15 protein-coding genes and 1 pseudogene are annotated in these 16127 nt (G+C 68.7%); 13 read left to right on the top strand and 3 right to left on the bottom strand.

All coding sequences use genetic code 11. The annotated features are described in order from the left end of the window. Window positions 1–59 precede the first annotated feature (59 nt). Together ACWD5D_RS31505 and ACWD5D_RS31510 are read left to right on the top strand one after the other, a co-directional pair. Window positions 60–1124 carry an AraC family transcriptional regulator gene (locus tag ACWD5D_RS31505; RefSeq protein ID WP_451376179.1) on the top strand — a complete coding sequence of 355 codons (1065 nt, stop codon included), beginning with the start codon at window positions 60–62 and terminating at the stop codon, window positions 1122–1124. Window positions 1125–1438: 314 nt separating this feature from the next. After that, window positions 1439–2281, top strand: coding sequence for an alpha/beta fold hydrolase (locus ACWD5D_RS31510; protein WP_451376180.1), 843 nt, complete (start codon window positions 1439–1441; stop codon window positions 2279–2281). 302 nt (window positions 2282–2583) lie between these two features. On the opposite strand, the gene ACWD5D_RS31515 is transcribed toward ACWD5D_RS31510, so the two are convergent. After that, the gene (locus ACWD5D_RS31515; RefSeq protein ID WP_451376181.1) at window positions 2584–3630 is read right to left on the bottom strand and encodes a LacI family DNA-binding transcriptional regulator; all 1047 of its coding nucleotides are present in this window, start codon (window positions 3628–3630) and stop codon (window positions 2584–2586) included. Between the two features lie 187 nt (window positions 3631–3817). On the opposite strand from ACWD5D_RS31515, the gene ACWD5D_RS31520 reads away from it, so the two are divergent. From ACWD5D_RS31520 to ACWD5D_RS31540, 5 genes and pseudogenes are all read left to right on the top strand, one after another. Then, window positions 3818–4720, top strand: a complete 903-nt coding sequence (locus ACWD5D_RS31520) for an ABC transporter substrate-binding protein (protein ID WP_451376182.1) — start codon at window positions 3818–3820, stop codon at window positions 4718–4720. Next, window positions 4717–5820 carry an amino acid ABC transporter permease gene (locus tag ACWD5D_RS31525; protein ID WP_451376183.1) on the top strand — a complete coding sequence of 368 codons (1104 nt, stop codon included), beginning with the start codon at window positions 4717–4719 and terminating at the stop codon, window positions 5818–5820. Before ACWD5D_RS31520 ends, ACWD5D_RS31525 begins: the two co-directional genes overlap by 4 nt. A 1-nt stretch (window position 5821) precedes the next feature. After that, entirely contained in the window at window positions 5822–6565 is a 744-nt protein-coding gene (locus ACWD5D_RS31530) for an amino acid ABC transporter ATP-binding protein (RefSeq protein WP_451376184.1), read from the top strand. Beyond that, window positions 6562–7314, top strand: a complete 753-nt coding sequence (locus ACWD5D_RS31535; protein ID WP_451376185.1) for a type 1 glutamine amidotransferase — start codon at window positions 6562–6564, stop codon at window positions 7312–7314. The genes ACWD5D_RS31530 and ACWD5D_RS31535 overlap by 4 nt, the downstream gene beginning before the upstream one ends. A 37-nt stretch (window positions 7315–7351) precedes the next feature. Next, window positions 7352–7501: pseudogene (locus tag ACWD5D_RS31540) on the top strand (IS256 family transposase); the annotation flags it as partial. Between the two features lie 104 nt (window positions 7502–7605). On the opposite strand, the gene ACWD5D_RS31545 reads toward ACWD5D_RS31540, so the two are convergent. After that, window positions 7606–8367 carry an SDR family NAD(P)-dependent oxidoreductase gene (locus ACWD5D_RS31545; protein WP_451376186.1) on the bottom strand — a complete coding sequence of 254 codons (762 nt, stop codon included), beginning with the start codon at window positions 8365–8367 and terminating at the stop codon, window positions 7606–7608. A 227-nt stretch (window positions 8368–8594) separates the two neighbouring features. Here ACWD5D_RS31545 and ACWD5D_RS31550 point away from each other — a divergent pair, with 227 nt between their 5' ends. From ACWD5D_RS31550 to ACWD5D_RS31560, 3 genes are all read left to right on the top strand, one after another. Continuing rightward, the gene (locus ACWD5D_RS31550; protein ID WP_451376187.1) at window positions 8595–9170 is read left to right on the top strand and encodes a TetR/AcrR family transcriptional regulator; all 576 of its coding nucleotides are present in this window, start codon (window positions 8595–8597) and stop codon (window positions 9168–9170) included. A gap of 446 nt (window positions 9171–9616) precedes the next feature. Then, complete coding sequence (locus ACWD5D_RS31555; protein WP_451376188.1) at window positions 9617–11242, top strand: IS200/IS605 family accessory protein TnpB-related protein; 1626 nt, start codon at window positions 9617–9619, stop codon at window positions 11240–11242. 12 nt (window positions 11243–11254) lie between these two features. Further along, window positions 11255–12175: a hypothetical protein gene (locus ACWD5D_RS31560; protein ID WP_451376189.1), complete on the top strand. Its 921-nt coding sequence runs from the start codon at window positions 11255–11257 to the stop codon at window positions 12173–12175. Between the two features lie 119 nt (window positions 12176–12294). Here the strand turns inward: ACWD5D_RS31560 and ACWD5D_RS31565 are convergent, their stop codons facing one another. Then, on the bottom strand, window positions 12295–12741 hold the full coding sequence (locus tag ACWD5D_RS31565; RefSeq protein WP_451376190.1) for a TIGR03618 family F420-dependent PPOX class oxidoreductase: 447 nt from the start codon (window positions 12739–12741) through the stop codon (window positions 12295–12297). A 375-nt stretch (window positions 12742–13116) separates the two neighbouring features. Between ACWD5D_RS31565 and ACWD5D_RS31570 the strand changes: the two genes are divergently transcribed. The 3 genes from ACWD5D_RS31570 (at window position 13117) to ACWD5D_RS31580 (ending at window position 15883) form a co-directional block, all read left to right on the top strand. Beyond that, entirely contained in the window at window positions 13117–14058 is a 942-nt protein-coding gene (locus ACWD5D_RS31570; RefSeq protein WP_451376191.1) for a D-2-hydroxyacid dehydrogenase family protein, read from the top strand. Between the two features lie 242 nt (window positions 14059–14300). Continuing rightward, window positions 14301–14807, top strand: coding sequence for an SRPBCC family protein (locus ACWD5D_RS31575; protein WP_451376192.1), 507 nt, complete (start codon window positions 14301–14303; stop codon window positions 14805–14807). Beyond that, window positions 14807–15883, top strand: coding sequence for an LLM class flavin-dependent oxidoreductase (locus ACWD5D_RS31580; RefSeq protein ID WP_451376193.1), 1077 nt, complete (start codon window positions 14807–14809; stop codon window positions 15881–15883). The genes ACWD5D_RS31575 and ACWD5D_RS31580 overlap by 1 nt, the downstream gene beginning before the upstream one ends. Window positions 15884–16127 lie beyond the last annotated feature (244 nt).

The following is a 16127-nucleotide window of genomic DNA, read 5'->3' on the forward strand; positions in this document are numbered from 1 at the left end:
CACGGCCACATTCATCGTCGAGCCGCCCGCAGACGGCTCGATGTGGGTCAAGGAGAATCATGAAGGCACGTGACATCCAGCCGGTGGACCAATCGGGCCAGCGGGAATCGCCGTCGGTCGTCGCGGAGCGCTCGACGGCCTTCACCACCGCCATGAATCTGACTGCTCGCCAGATCGCGGAGTCGCGACGGCCTTTTGAGGTGTGGGAGGACGGCCCGTTCGGCCATCTGACGGGTCTGGCCGTCCCGCGGTCCGAGGCCGCCGGAGGGTTCAAATTCGCCGCGAACGGGCATTTGTTCGACAGCCTCCTGTCGGTCAAGGTCTACTGCGACTCACTGACCGGGATCTCCGGCAGCGGTCAGGAGCAGGACCCGGTCGTGGCCGACCTGGTGGCGTCGGGTTCGTTGCGGTACCTGGGCAAACACGGTGAGAGCGTCGTGGGGCCCGGTCAGGTCTGCATCCGGGACACCAGGGCATCCTGGCGGTTCTCATGCGCTCCGGGAACGCGCATCCGCGTCGTCACGATCCCCCGGCAGGTGCTGGTCTCACGTGTCGACTCGCCCAGGGTGTTCAACCGGGCTTATGTGGCGGACGTGAAGACGCCCGAAGTCCGCTTTCTCCTGAACTTTCTCGAGATGATCGAGCGGAGCGCCCACGACCTGGACCGGTCCGCCTTCGCGCAGGATCTCGCACTCAACGCCTGTGCCAGCCTGTTTTCCGGAATGCTCGCCGAACGCGCCGCGGCGTCCCTCTGCGACCATCCACGGACCATCCTGGAGGTCGCGAAGAGTGCGATCGAGGACAACGTGCACAAGAGCGACCTCTCTCCCGCGATGATCGCCGGCATCGTGGGCGTCTCGGTCCGCACCCTGCACAGGTCGTTCGCGGCGGCGGAAGATTCCGTCATGGCGTTCGCTCGTCGACGACGTCTGGCAAAGGCGCACGACGACCTGCTCGGAATGGGAAGCACGGCCAGCGTCTCCGAGCTCGCCGCGCGCTGGCATTTCGCCGACACCAGCCACTTCATCAGGCATTTCAAATCGTTTTACGGAACCACTCCGGCCGCATATGTGAAGAATCGTGACGGGGCGCCCAGATTCTGTGCGGAAGCGCCCCATGACTGATGCCTTTTGGTGGCACTTGGATCCAATGGAGATGGCGCGAATATTCCGGACCAGAAAATGATTACGCAAGCAAGATGCAATTCAACGCTCTCTCGTTAACCGTTCGGCTTGACCTCCGTCAAATGGGGGTTACGCTGGTCTAGCGCCTCACGTCGGCTATCCGCTTTCTGTGCCGGAGGCTCACATCCGGGTTCGCGTCGTCGACCGGATCCTGCTGCGGCCGGCGTCTTCCGCGCGATCCGCACTCTTCTCAGCCGCCGACAGGGCCGAGTTCACCTTCTACTCCGAGGACTACTCCGAGGAAGGGGAAGCACATGACAGCCTCTGGGATGTGGGCATCAAGGAAGGGCCGACTTGCCCTCGGAGTGGCGGTCCTCTCCGCCCTGACCGTGGTGCCGACCCACGCCGCGGACGATCTCGGGAAGGCCCCGCAGGGCCAGAAGCCGACCATAGTGCTCCTGCACGGAGCATTCGCCGACGGCTCCAGCTGGAACGCAGTGGTGCAACGCCTGCAGCACGACGGCTACCACGTCATCGCCCCACCCAACACCCTGCGCGGCATCCCCCAGGACTCGACCTACCTGAACAGCCTCCTGAAGACCATCAAGGGACCGATCGTCCTCGTCGGACACTCCTACGCAGGCGAAGTGATCTCGCAGGCCGCCGCCGGCCTCGACAACGTCAAGGCACTCGTGTACATCAACGCGATCATGCCGGACAAGGGCGAGTCCTTCGCCAGCCTCTCCAGCAAGTTCGCGGCAGCCCCGCTCACCACGGCGCTGAAACAGGTCCCCTTCCGCAACGGCGACGGCACCACCGGTACCGACGTGTACATCCAGCCCGGCAAACTCCACGCCACCTTCGCCCAGGACCTCTCCCAGCAGCAGGCCGCCATGCTGGCCTCAACACAGCGCCCGATCGCACAGTCGGCCTTCACCGACAAACTCACCGAAGCGGCCTGGCGGGACAAGCCCGTCTACGTACTCGTCGGCAAACAGGACCGGGCCATCAACCCGAGCCTCGAACGGTACGAGGCCAAACGCGCACACGCACGCAAGACAGTGGAGATCAACTCCTCACACGTGTCCCTGATCTCCCACCCCCAAGCCGTCACGGATCTCATCGTCACCGCAGCCCACGACACCGGCCAGCAGTAGGAGGGCGGGCGGCACCCATGACACGCGACGAGGGGCCTCCGGCGCACCGGCGGCCCCTCGGACGTACCCACCCACCCCATGGCCTCCTGTTTCTCTTCTGGCATGACGAGCATCCCGGCGCGCGTGGCGAGGGTCGCGACCAGAGACTCGTCGAGGAGAGCGCCACGGCCGCGCTCTCCTCGCACCCGTCACTGCCGGACTGCGCCGACGATCCCCTCGAAGACCAGGCCGTGCCGTGCCAGTTGCCGTGATTCATGGCGCCCCACCCCGTGAGTTCGCCGCACCCGACCGAGCCGCATCGCTCAGCCCCGACGCGTCGAGCCGCGTACGACCACCGCGCACGGTACGACCACATTGTCCGGCTGCTTGCCGTCGAGCACCTCGATCAGCGTCGTCACGCATTGGGCGCCGAGGCCGCGGGCGTCCAGGCTGAGGGCGGTCAGGGGGACGTCCCAGTCGGCGGCGCCGGTGGATTCGGCGCTCTCCCGCATCACGCTGATCATGAGGTCGTCGGGGATGGCGAGGCCGAGCCGGCGGGCGGCGACGACGAGTGCCTGGCCGTAGGTCTCGTTGAGGCCGTGCACGGCATCAGGGCGGTCGGGGGAGGACAGCAGGCGCAGAGCCGCCTCCACGGGTTCCTCCGAGGCCCCGGGGGTTTCGACGAGGGGAGCCTGTCCGGTCTCGGCGCACCACTGGCGGTAGAGGCGCTCGCAGTCCTGTGTGTAGGCGTCGGGCTCGGGGCCGGAGAGGAGGCCGACGCGGGCCGCGCCGGACTCCCGTAGATGCCGGAGGAGTTCGGCCATGCCGTGCTCCAGGTCGCTCTCCACGGTGGGGACGCCGTCGTATCCGGGGTCGATGGGGCGTCCGTCGGTGACCACGGGCATGCCGCGGCGTGCGCAGTCGGCGAGCAGGGGATCCTCGTGGACCGGGTCGACGATGATCAGCCCGTCCATGGGGACCCGTGTCCACAGACCGGAGGCCGGGTCGCCGGGGACGACCACGAGGGCGTAGTCGCGTTCCACGGCGGTCATGGTGGCGCCTGCCGAGAAGGCGGCGTAGTAGGGGCGGTAGGTGCTCGCCCAGGGGCGGTCCGACATGTGACCGACGACGAGGCCGAGGATGCCGGTGCGGCCGGAGACCAGGCCGCGCGCGACGGGGTCGGGGCGGTAGCCGAGTTCCTCCGCGGCGCGGCGCACCCGGTCGCGGGTGGCCGGGGCGATCTGGCCCTTGCCACGCAGGGCGTGGGACACGGTGGTGATGGACAGGCCGGTCGCCTCCGCCACGTCGCGGATGCCGACGCGGCGGCCTGCCCCCTTGGCCGGTGTCGATCTGCGGCTGTTCGTGCCCACTCTCGCCCTCCCTTGTCGTCCCCGGTCGCGGCGTCGGCGGCTGCGCCCACGAGCCTAGACGGAAGTCGTTCCCGCCCTCCGTCACCCAAAACGTTTTTGTTTCTCTGAGCTCGGACTATTGACGTACCCAAAACGTTTTGGGCACTGTAGCGCAGCACCGGTCCCCGTCCCTCCCCCGAGGAGCTCCATGCGCACCATCCGCAACCTCGCCGTGCCCGCACTCGGCGCCGTACTGCTCGCGGCCCTCACCGCCTGCGGCGGCACCGCGTCCGGCGAGGGCGACTCCACGACCCACACCACCGACTCCAAGGGGTCCCGCACCTACGGCCAGTGCAAGGTGACCGGTGTCCGCGGCTCGATCCACCTGAAGACCGTCGAGAAGGACACCCTCACCGTCGTCGGCGACCTGCCCAGCCCCGGCTGGTGGAACGGCGACACCGTGGCCCAGATCGACAACGGCTACGAATACTGCATGGCCGCGAACCTCGCCTACCGGGCCGGCCTGCCCAAACTCACGGTGCGCAACGTGTCGTTCGACGCCCTCGTCGCCGGCAAGACGCACGACTTCGACATGGCGCTCGCGGAGATCTCCATCACCGACGCCCGCCGCAAGGTCGTCGACTTCTCCGCCCCCTACTTCGCCTCCAACATCGGAGTCCTCGTCAAGTCCGGCTCCAAGGTCACCCAGGACACCATCGCCGACCTGCAACTCGGCGTGAAGCAGGGCACCACCGGCGCCGACTTCGTCAACCAGCACCTACACCCGAAGAAGCAGCCGAAGGTGTTCGCCGGAGACGTCGAACTGCAGGCCGCCGTCCAGGCCGGCCAGATCGACGCCGCACTCACCGATGTCGCGATCGTGCTGGGCAAGGCACACGAATCCCAGGGCAAGCTCCAGGTCATCGGCCAGTACAAGACCGGCGAATCGTACGGAGCGCTCTACCCGAAGGGCAGCGCGAACGCCTCCGCCCTCGACGGTGCCATCGAGTCGATGAAGAAGGACGGAACGCTCGACGGGCTCTCCTCGACCCACCTGGCCAAGGCCTTCGGCGGCGACCCGGAGTCGATCCCGCTCTGGAGCACCAAGTGACCATCACCTCCAGCCTGTTGACCGCCGAGCGCGGCGATCCCTCCAAGAGCACGCCGCCCCCGCCGGCCCTGCCACTCGCCGCCGCTGCGACGGCGGCCGTCCTGGCCACCGTGATACTGACCGCCGTCACCGCCGTTTCCGTCAGCCGGGTACTGCCCGGTGCCGGCACGCCGGTGGTCCTCGGCGCCGTCGTGGTGGCCGCCGCGGTGCTCACTCTGCTCAAGCCCGCGATGCGAGCGGTGCGCTCGGCACGCACCGCCGCCGCGGCCTGGAAACAAGAGCTGCGCACCGATGCCCGCCGGGCCGCGTCCGAGGCCCGCGAAGACGCCTGGACCACACTGGGCTGGTGCCTTGCCGCCCTGGTCCTGCTCGGCGCGGTCTGGTTCCTGTGCACCAACGACCGTGCCGTCCAACGCACTTTCTTCGACGGCAAGGTCATCGGCATCAGCTTCGGCGAGACCGCGTCCGCCTTCGGTACCAACCTCTTCATCGCCGTCGTCGCGCAGGTCCTGATCCTCGCCTGGGGACTCGCACTGGCCCTCGCCCGGATGGCACCGGGCCGGGCCGGCCGCCCGCTGCGCCTCCTGGCAACCACCTACATCGACGGCTTCCGCGCCGTCCCGGCGATCATCATCATCTACCTGATCGGCTTCGGACTGCCGCTCGCCGAAGTGCCGTTGCTCAGTTCACTCAGCCCGGTGTGGTTCGCGATCCTCGCACTGACCCTCACCTACGGCGCGTACGTCGCCGAAGTCTTCAGGGCCGGCATCGAATCCGTCGCCCCGGGCCAGAGCGCCGCCGCCCGTTCCCTCGGTCTCTCACAGAGCGCCACACTGCGACACGTGGTCCTGCCCCAGGCGACGCGCCGCGTCATCCCACCCCTGCTCAACGACTTCATCAGCCTGCAGAAGGACACCGCCCTGGTGAACGTCATCGGCACGATCGACGCCTTCAACCAGTCGAAGATCTTCGCATCGAACCACTTCAACCTGTCCTCGGTCACCGTGGTCGCGGCGCTGTTCGTCCTCATCACGATCCCGCAGGCCCGGCTGGTGGACCGACTGGTCGCCCGCGAGCAGCGGCGCGGCAAGGGAGCCTGACATGGCATTCATCGAGATCGACGCGGTGCACAAGAGCTACGGCGACACCCCGGTACTGCGCGGCATCGACCTGGACGTCGAACAGCACCAGGTCGTCACCCTGATCGGCGCCTCCGGCAGCGGCAAGTCGACGCTGCTGCGGTGCATCAACGGCCTGGAAGACATCAGCGCGGGGGAGATCCGGGTCGGCGGCGACGTGGCGTCCGGCCGGGGCACCGACGTGGACCGGCTCCGCCGCGACGTCGGCATGGTCTTCCAGCACTTCAACCTCTTCCCGCACATGAACGTCGTACGCAACATCGCCCTCGCGCCGATACGGGTGGCGGGAATTCCCCGCGCCGAGGCAGAGGAACGGGCCCGCACACTCCTCGCCCGTGTCGGCCTCGCCGACAAGGCCGACCGCATGCCCGACCAGCTCTCCGGCGGACAGCAGCAGCGCGTGGCCATCGTGCGCGCCCTGGCCACACAGCCGCGCGCACTGCTCCTCGACGAGATCACCTCTGCTCTCGACCCCGAACTCGTCGCCGAAGTCCTCGCCATCGTCCGTGAACTCGCGGACGACGGCATGACCATGCTGCTGGCCACGCACGAAATGGGCTTCGCCCGGGAGGTGTCACACAAAGTGTGCTTTCTGCATCAAGGCGTCCTGCTGGAGGAAGGCCCGCCCGAGCAGATCTTCGGCGACCCACAACAGGAACGCACCCGCGCCTTCCTGCGCCGCATCGTCGAGGCGGGTCGCCTGTGAACGCGCCACGCGTGCTCGTCGTGGAGCACGAGAACGGCACAGGCCCGGCCCACGTCGGCGAACGCCTCACCGCCCAGGGACTTGCACTCGACATTCGCCGCCCGTGGGCGGACGACGCCCTTCCCCGAGAACTGGACGCCTACGACGGACTCCTGGTCCTCGGCGGATCCATGGGCCCCTACGACGACGAGCAGGCCCCCTGGCTGCCCCAGGTGTGCGACCTGCTGCGCCAGGCAGTGGCACAAGACCTGCCCACCCTGGGCATCTGCCTCGGCATGGAACTGCTCACCGTCGCCTGCGGAGGCAAGGTCCGCCACGCCGACCGGCCGGAGGTGGGCCTGTGCGACCTGACACCCCTCCATCCCGCCTCCACCGACGAACTGTTCGCCCCCCTCACGAACCCCGACCCGAACCCGCCCCTGTGCGCCGTGCAATGGCACTGGGAGGAGACGTCCGTCCTCCCCGAGAGTGCCGTCCCCCTCCTCACCAGCGAACGCTGCGCCCATCAGGCCTACCGCATCGGGACAGCCGTATGGGGCGTGCAGTTCCATCCCGAAGTCCTGGCCGGAGACATCGCCAATTGGGGTGCCTCCGACATCGCCTCCTTGAGGGCACTGGGCCTCGATCCGGCATCGGTCGTCGCTCATGTCGCCCGTCAGGAAGAACGACTGCGCGCGTTGTGGGGCGCCTTCGCCGAGCGGTGGGGCGCCATCGTCACAGCCCGCCGAGCGGAGCCGGCTCAGCAGTGACGAGGCCAAGGCCGGCGGCGGCAACGGTCCGGTCGTGATCGGCATCTTCCCCGACCGCACCGCCGCCGTCCGACTCGTCCGCGCGGTCCTGGCCGAGCAGCAGAACGACGAGTGGACCGAAGGTCGCCGCTCCATGGGCCGAGAACTCCTCGCCAAGGCCGCCCGCCTGGGTTCCGTCGTAGACACGGCCCTGACCCGGCACCTTCGAACATCAGCGGAGGGCCTTGGTCATCGGCTGCGGCGGAGGTCCGGGACCAGTCGGATGCCTGCAGCCCGCGGGGATGGTACCCCTCACACCTGTGCCATGCCACCGTCGACGAAGAGCTCGACGCCGGTGACGAAGCTGGAGGCGTCGCTGGAGAGGAACACCGCTGCCTTGCCCATCTCGCGGGGATCGGCGATCCGTCCGGTCGGGTTTCCCTCACCCATGTGCCGGACGGCCGCGTCGACCTGGTCGGCGCCCTGTGCCATGCCCAGCGCGCGCCGCAGGGACTCGGTGTCGACGGCGCCGGGGCTGAGCACGTTCATCCGGATACCCGAGCCCTTGATGTCCTGGATCCAGGACCGGACGAAGGCGCGCACCGCGGCCTTCGAGCCCCCGTAGACGCCCATGCCGCGTGGCGGCTGGATGGAGGCCGTCGAGCCGATGATGACGACGGTGCCACCGGGCGGCAGCAGCGGCAGCGCCGGCTGGACGGTGAACAGGACGCCCTTGGCGTTGACGTCGAAGGTGTGGTCGAACTGCTCCTCGGTGATCGCGCCGAGCGGGGCATGCGCGCCGATCCCGGCGTTGGCGACGACGGCGTCGACGCGCCCGTAACGGTCCTCCACCTGCTCGTACAGTGCCTCCATGCTCGCGAGGCTGGTCACATCGGCCACGATTCCCGCGCAGTTGTCGCCGATCTTGCCGACGGCGGCTTCGAGTTCTGCTTTCCGCAGGTCGGTGATGACGACCTGGGCGCCGTTCTCGGCGAACTCCTGGGCGATGCCCAGGCCGACTCCGTTCGCCGCGCCGGTGATGACGGCGACCTTGCCGTCGAGGAGGAGAGTCATCTTCTTGCTCCTTGGATGCGGAGGCCCTGTCGGGGCGAGGGGCGGCCGGCCGCTTCTCTCGGCCCGTCACGGGTGCCATGGGTGTGCGCAGGGCGTCGGCCGCGTTCGGGCAGGCGAAACGGTCAGGTCTTGCCCTACAGTGGAACTGGAGGCTCCTCCAGTTCCGACAATGTAAGTGGGGATGCCTCCACTTAGCAAGCGAGTCGATCCGAGGGAGTTTGTCGTCGATGGCCAGGGAGGCAGGGCGGCCGCTGCGTGCCGATGCGCAGCGCAACCGCGAGAAGATCCTCGCGGCGGCGGTGCGCGTTTTCGCCGAGCAGGGGTTGGACGCGCACATGGAACGCATCGCCAAAGAGGCGGGGGTCGGCTCGGGCACCCTCTACCGGAACTTCCCCACCAGGGAAGTCCTGATCGAGGCCGCTTACCGCAATGAGCTGGCCAAGCTCTGTGACGCCGTACCCGAGCTCCTCGCGACCATGCCGCCGCAGCTCGCCCTGCGCGCCTGGATGGGCCGCTTCATCGACTACACGACCGCCAAGCTGGGCATGGCGGATGCCCTGCGAGCCGTCGTCGAGACAGGCGTCAACCCGTACGCCGAGAGCCGCGAGAGGATTCTGGAGGCCTTGACCTCTCTGCTGAGCCCAAGCGTCGCCGCCGGTGCCGTGCGGTCGGACGTGAGCGCCACCGACGTCTTCACCGCTCTCACCGGCATCGCCCTGGCCTGCGCCAGACCCGACCAACGCGAGCAGGCGGAACGGCTCCTCGACCTCATCCGCGACGGACTGACCGCCACCCCGCGCTGACAGCCCCCCTGCGGGGCCCGCGTGTCCGGAGGTCGCCACGGACACGCGTTCGCGGACACGGATTCGTGGGGCGATACCCGCGGGCTCCCCGAGGGTGTGCCGGGTTCCCTGAGCGGATGGCTGCGCTGGCAGGCCCGCGTGGTCCGGCCGATGCTGGCAGCGGACATCTTCCTCACGTCGCCGTACCTGCGGCCGTCTCATGCGGGAGTCCTGGCCCGTATGTCCGTGTGGGGGCGGTGCCGCCTGGAAGGAAGCAGGGGTTCCGGCTGCTGGCGGTTGAGGGCGTACGAGTGAGCGTGAGTGTGGATGAGTAAACGGGAGGGTTGTGCCGGTCACGGGATGGGGGTGAAGGGAACCGATGTTCTTGCCTCGTATGCGTGACCTGGTGCGGTGTGGGTCGTTGGACGGTTGGACGATCACATCGGGTGCGGGGTGGGGGTGATGTAGTGGGCGGGTTGCGGGAGCTGGCGTCGCCGTTCGTGGTGCCCGGCCCGTCGGGGGCGGCGGTACGGGACCGGCTCAGGAGGCTGACCGAAACGGATGTGCGGGTGCTGCGGCTGGTCGGGGAGCATCTCGCGTCCTTGGCCGCCCGGGACCTGAGGGCCCGGTGTGCGGCCGGGCTCGCGCATGATGCGCAGGCGTGGGCGGAGCGTAAGCGGACGCTGACCGGGGAGTGCTCTTCGCGCTGGGCCGGGGCGATCACGAAAGCCAGTCATGATCAGTGGGCGCTGGCCCGGCGCGGCCAGCACGCCCACGTGCAGTCCTTGGAAGCCGGGGTGCGCATGCTGCGGCATCGGCTGTCGCTGCCGCTGGACGAGAAGGGCACTGGGAAGGCGCCGGGGGGTTATCACTCCCGGCGGGAGTGGTTCGCCAAGTCCCGCCGCCTGCACCTGCTCACCGACCGCCTGGAAGCGGTGCGCGCCGACTGGCAGGCCGGGACCGTGCACGTCGTGCGTGGCGGCGCACGACTGCTGAACTCCCGCCACCACCTTCAGGAGGCCGGTCTCGACGAGGAACAGTGGCAGCAGCGGTGGCGGGCGGCGCGCCGGTTCCTGCAGGCCGACGGTGAATCGGGGAAGCGGTTCGGCAACGAGACGATCCGGGTCAGTCCGGACGGGGAGGTGTCCATCAAACTCCCGTCTCCGCTCGCCCATCTGGCGAACGCGCCGCACGGCCGGTATGTGCTCGCCGCCCGCGTCGCGTTCGCGCACCGGGGCGAGGAGTGGCGCGACCGGGTCAGTACCAGCCGGGCGGTGGCCTACCGCATCCACGAGGATGTGATGCGGGGGCGCTGGTATCTGACCGCCTCCTGGAGCATCCCCACGCCGGTGGTGCTGTCGCTGGACGCGGTGCGTGCTCACGGCCTGCTCGGGGTGGACATGAACGCCGACCACCTCGCGGCCTGGCGCCTGGACCGGCACGGCAACCCGGTCGGCGCGCCGCGCCGCTTCGACTACGACCTGTCCGGACCCGCGGCGCATCGCGATGCGCAACTGCGCCACGCCCTGATCCGCCTGCTGCACTGGGCCCACCAGCTTCACCTCGCGATCGCGGTGGAGGACTTGGACTTCACCGACGCGAAGAACCGGGAGAAGCACGGGCGCAGGAAACGCTTCCGCCGGCTGATCTCCGGCATCCCCACGGGCAGGCTCCGCGGCCGGCTCGTCTCCATGGCCACCACCCTCGGCGTGGCCCTGGTGGTGGTGGATCCGGCGTACACCTCAAAGTGGGGTGCCCAGCATTGGCAGAAGCCCCTGACCAGCACCAACCGTAAGACGACTCGCCACGAGGCAGCGGCCGTGGCGATCGGCAGACGCGCCCTGGGGCATCCGATCCGGCGACGGACGACACCGCCCCGTGCACACCAGAGCGATGTGCACGGGCATCGGACCGTCCAGGCCCGACCGGAAACCCCGGGGCGCGAGGGATCCCGCCCCCGCATCCCCGGACCACGGACACGATCCGTGCCACCGGACGCGGCGCGAACGCGGGCGACCAGGACATCCACAACCGTTCGGGGTGTCCGCAGTGAGCGAGAATGGGTCCAAGACTCACTCCTGCTCACTGATTGAGGAACGGTTGTCATGTGGGATGCGCTGCTGGTGCTCCAGGCCGTGCCCGGGAGAGTGCTGCGGGTCAGCGTTCCCGACGGCCGGGTGCAAACCGTCGTCGAGGATGCGGGTGCCTACCCGGACGGTGTCGTCGTCGGCTCCGAGGCGATCTACTGGACCACGATGGGTGTCCCCTCGACCGACCCCGCCAAGGGCACGGGGGAGGCGGCTCAGGACTTCTCCCGCCGTAACGGCGGCCTGCACGCGGTGGCCCTGGACGGGAACGGCAGTCGCGACGTGGTGGCCGACGGAGCGATCACCACGGGCAAGCAGCTGGCAAGCGACGGTGCCGGTGTCCTGTACTGGGGTGACCGGGAGGGCTGCCGTGTCAGCAGGGTCGGTGTGGACGGCGGCGGCCTGAGTGATCTGATCGTCAACCGGGGCGACGGCGACGTGATGGACGAGTGTGTGGGCGTGGCGGTGGACCCCCGGCGCGGTCACCTGTACTGGACGCAGAAGGGTCCGGCCAAAGGCGGCAAGGGCCGCGTCTTCCGCGCCGGACTCGAGATCCCTCCGGGGGAGACCGCAGCGAGGCGCTCGGACATCGAGGTTCTGTGGAGCGGACTGCCCGAGCCGATCGACCTGCACGTCGAAGGGGACTGGCTGTACTGGACCGACCGCGGCGCGCCGCCGGCGGGCAACACCCTCAACCGGGCGCCCCTTCCGGCGGCCGGGCAGGCAGGCACCGCTCCGGAGATCCTGGCCCGCGGGTTCGCGGAGGCCATCGGCCTCGCCGTGGATTCGGACGCCGGTATCTGCTACGTCACCGACCTCGGCGGTCACATCCGAGCCGTCCCCCTGCCCGATGGCCCCGCCGCCGGCGAGGAAGAACGTGAAATCGCCTCCCTCTCCTTCCCGTTGACCGGTATCGCCGGGATCCACAGCCATGCGTGACCGGGGCACGGTCGACAGGAACCTGAAATCCTCAGGTCACACGCGTCGGGTCGCTCTGAGCAGGCCGTGCCCTCGTCACGCCAGGGGGAACCGAGTCAGGCGCTGACCCGCTCCTGCGGTCAGGGAGCGGGGACGGGGCCACCGGGGCGGAACCGCTCCACCCCGACGATGTGCCGTACCTTGACCGGGCGCACGACAACCGCGACCCGCCGCTCTCCTGGCATGATCCACTCGAAGCGCTCGCTGCCCAGGTACTTGCGGGCCAGCCGGTCCATTTGCTCGTGCGCCTCTTCGCCTTCGACGAAGCGGGACACCACACCACTGATCTGCACTCGGTCGAAGGGGTCGACGGCGTCCGCGTGCGAGAGGTAGACGCGGGGGTCGCGGCGCAGGTTCTCCTCCTTCACCCGGCCCACCGAGGTGTTGAACATCAGCTCGCCCTCTCCCTCCAGATCCACCCACATCGGGCTGACCTGCGGTGATCCGTCGGGGAACACAGTGCCGACGTACCAGATGTTGGGGGCTTGCAACCGGGCGCGGACGGCTTCATCGAAGATCGAAGTCATTCGGGGAGGCTACCAATCATGATCGGCGAGACGGCCCGGGAAACTCGCGGATTCCGGCACGAAAGTCCGCCGCCGGGGGGTGCGTTCGGGTTCCTGCCTTTGCTCTCGTTATCGGCTCCGTGAAATGACCGGCCAAGTCGACGCGACGACCGGCGCCGGGTTCGCGGCGCCGGTCGACGGCCGCGTCGGTCGGGCTTGCTTCGGTTCGGGCTCTGCTCGCAGGTGAGGTGGCCTGCCGCACACGGGGTCTCCAGGACACGACTGAAGCCGTCGATGGGGATCCGGCGCGTCAGGGGCACAAGCGCGCCGGACGGGCGACTCCGCCTGGTAGCTATGAAGGGCTGGAGTGCCGATGACGAGAGCTGGTGACTGGCTGTGAAGGTTGCGATCCTTGACGACTATCAGGATGTCGCCCTGGGTCTGGCGGACTGGGATTCGCTGGACGCTCAAGTGGATGTCTTCGACGAGCCGTTCGGTGACGGGGCGGCAGTCGTAGCGGCTCTGGCTGACTACGACGTCATCGTGGCGATGCGTGAGCGGACGCCGTTTCCGGCGTCGACACTGAGCCAATTGCCGAAGCTGGCCCTGCTCGTCACCACGGGCCCCGGCAACGCGGCGATCGACATCGACGCCGCCGGACGACTGAACATCACCGTCTGTGGCACGGGGTACTTCTCGTATCCGACCGTTGAACTGACGTGGGGGCTGATCCTTTCGGCGGCACGTCTGATTCCCCAGAACGCTGATTCGGTACGTCGTGGCGGCTGGCAGGTGGGGCTGGGAACGAGCCTGCACGGAGCCACTCTGGGAGTCCTGGGCCTGGGGCGGCTGGGTACCCGCGTCGCGGAGATCGGCAGGGCTTTCGGCATGGAGACCATCGCCTGGAGCCATAATCTCAGGCCGGAGGACGCCCAGGCCAAGGGGGTGACTCCCGTTTCACGCGACGAGTTGTTCGCACGCGCGGACGTGCTGAGCATTCACGTGGTGCTCAGCGCGCGGACCCGCGGGCTCGTCGGTGAGCGTGAGCTGCGCTTGATGAAGCCCACGGCGATCCTGGTCAACACCTCACGTGGGCCCGTGGTCGATGAGGCTGCGCTCATGGACGTCCTGAAAGAGAAGAGGATCGCGGGTGCGGCGCTGGACGTCTTCGATCGGGAACCGCTGCCTGCCGGTCACCCCCTGCGCTCCATGCCCAACGCCGTGGTGACCCCGCACATCGGATACGTGAGCCGGGACCTGTACGAGGTCTTCTACCGGGATGCGGTCGAAGACATCACAGCTTGGGCCGCAGGATCTCCGCTGCGCACATTGACCTGAGCGGGGGACTTGGTCACAGATGATTCGTCGGCGGAGCGAGCTCGGGGCCGGCGATGTGCTACACCGCTGCCCGCTGGACCTGTATGCCGCGCGCGGCGCGCCCTCCCGTTTCCACGACGGTCCACCGGCGCTCCTCGGCTTCATCGGCCACCGCGCCTTCCATCTGCCCAGCGTGCTTGACATGCTAGTCCTATAAAGCAACTCTGGAGGTCAGCTCCATGGATGCGAGGAGGTCGACGGTCTTGGAATGGACAGGTGCGCGCTACGCGGACACTCCCACGATCGAGGTGCGGACCTGGATCGACGCCTCACCGGACAAGGTGTGGGACCTGGTCAGCGACATCGAGCTGATGCCGGGCATGAGTGAGGAGCTCAAGTCCGTCGAATGGCTCGACGGCGCCGCCGGCCCGGCGGTGGGGGCCAAGTTCGTCGGCCGTAGTGAGCACGAGGCGCTCGGCAAGTGGGAGACCACCTCTCATGTGATCGAGTACGCACCGATGTCGACCTTTGCCTGGGCGGTGGAGGATCCGTCCCACCCCTCCGCGGTCTGGCGTTTCCGGCTACGCCCCAAGGACGGCGGGACCGAACTCTCCGAGTGGATGCAGATGGGCCCCGGGCGTTCCGGGCTGTCCCTGGCCATCGACCGGATGCCGGACAAGGAACAGAAGATCGTTTTCGTTCGGATGCGCGAGTTCGAGAGCGCCATGACGTCCACACTGGCGCAGATCAAGAAGCGGGCGGAGGGGTGATGCGCACGGCCACCACGATCGAGGCCTCGGGCGGCGAACACTGGTCCCAGCAGACGGACTTCGTCGTCGAGGCCGAGAAGCTGGGCCTGGACATCTGCTGGGTCGCCGAGGCGTGGGGTTCCGACGCGCCCTCCGCGCTCGGCTACTACGCGGCGCTCACCGACCGGATGCTCCTGGGGTCCGGCGTCATGCAACTGGGCACACGGACCCCTGTGGTCGTCGCGCAGACCGCCATCACCCTTTCCAACCTGTCGGAGGGGCGTTTTCTGCTCGGTCTCGGTGCGTCCGGCCCGCAGGTGATAGAGGGCCTGCACGGAGTGTCCTTCGCCCGGCCGCTGAAGCGTATGCGCGAGACCGTGGAGATCGTACGACGGGTGCTCGACGGCGGCCGACTCACCTACTGCGGCCAGGAGTTCACCATCCCGCTGCCCGGCGGCGAGGCCGTCCCGATGCGGCTGTCGATGCGCGCCGAGCACGAGATCCCCATCTACCTGGCCACACTGTCCCCAGCCATGCTCCGGTTGACCGGCGAGGTCGCCGACGGCTGGTTGGGCACCAGCTTCGTACCCGAGGGAGCGGCCGAGGCCTACTTCGCCCATCTGGACGAGGGGCTGGCCCGTAGCGGCCGCACCCGAGCGGACCTGGACGTCTGTCAAGGTGCCGAGGTCGCTTTCGCGCCCGATGAGGAGGCGCTCGGTGCAATGACCTCTCGGCGCAAGAAGGAACTTGCCTTCAGTCTGGGCGGCATGGGGTCGGCGTCCACCAACTTCTACAACAACGCCTACAGCCGCCAGGGTTGGGCTGACGTCGCCGCCGAGGTGCGTGAGCGGTGGCAGAGCGGCGACCGGGACGGCGCGGCCGGTCTGGTGACCGACGAGATGGTGCTGGGCACCACGCTCATCGGTACTGAGGACATGGTGCGCGAGCGCCTGGGGGTCTGGCGCGACGCCGGGGTCACCACAGTCCGCCTCTATCCGGCCGGGGAAACCCTGGAGGCCCGGCTCGGCACGCTGGCCAGGGCGATCGAACTGGTCCGTGAGGTCGACGGTCCTCCCGAACCCGTCGCGGCCAGGTAGCTCCCTTTGTGCGGTGGGGTTGTCGAGGCCGCCGCGCCGACGTCGCGAGTGCCGTGGGGGAGTGGGAGACCGGCCGTCCCGGTCAGCCGCGGAGCCGGTATTCAGTCGCGCAGTGGTGCCGGCACACGCATGCCCGGCAGGCTCGCGGCCAGGCGCCGACGTGAGGCGGTGACAGCCTGCCTCAAGACGGCGCCGACTCACGGCCCCCGTCGAATGCCGCGGGCCGTTCCTTACGGCTCGAGCA

Source organism: Streptomyces sp. NPDC002520 (genome assembly GCF_053595235.1).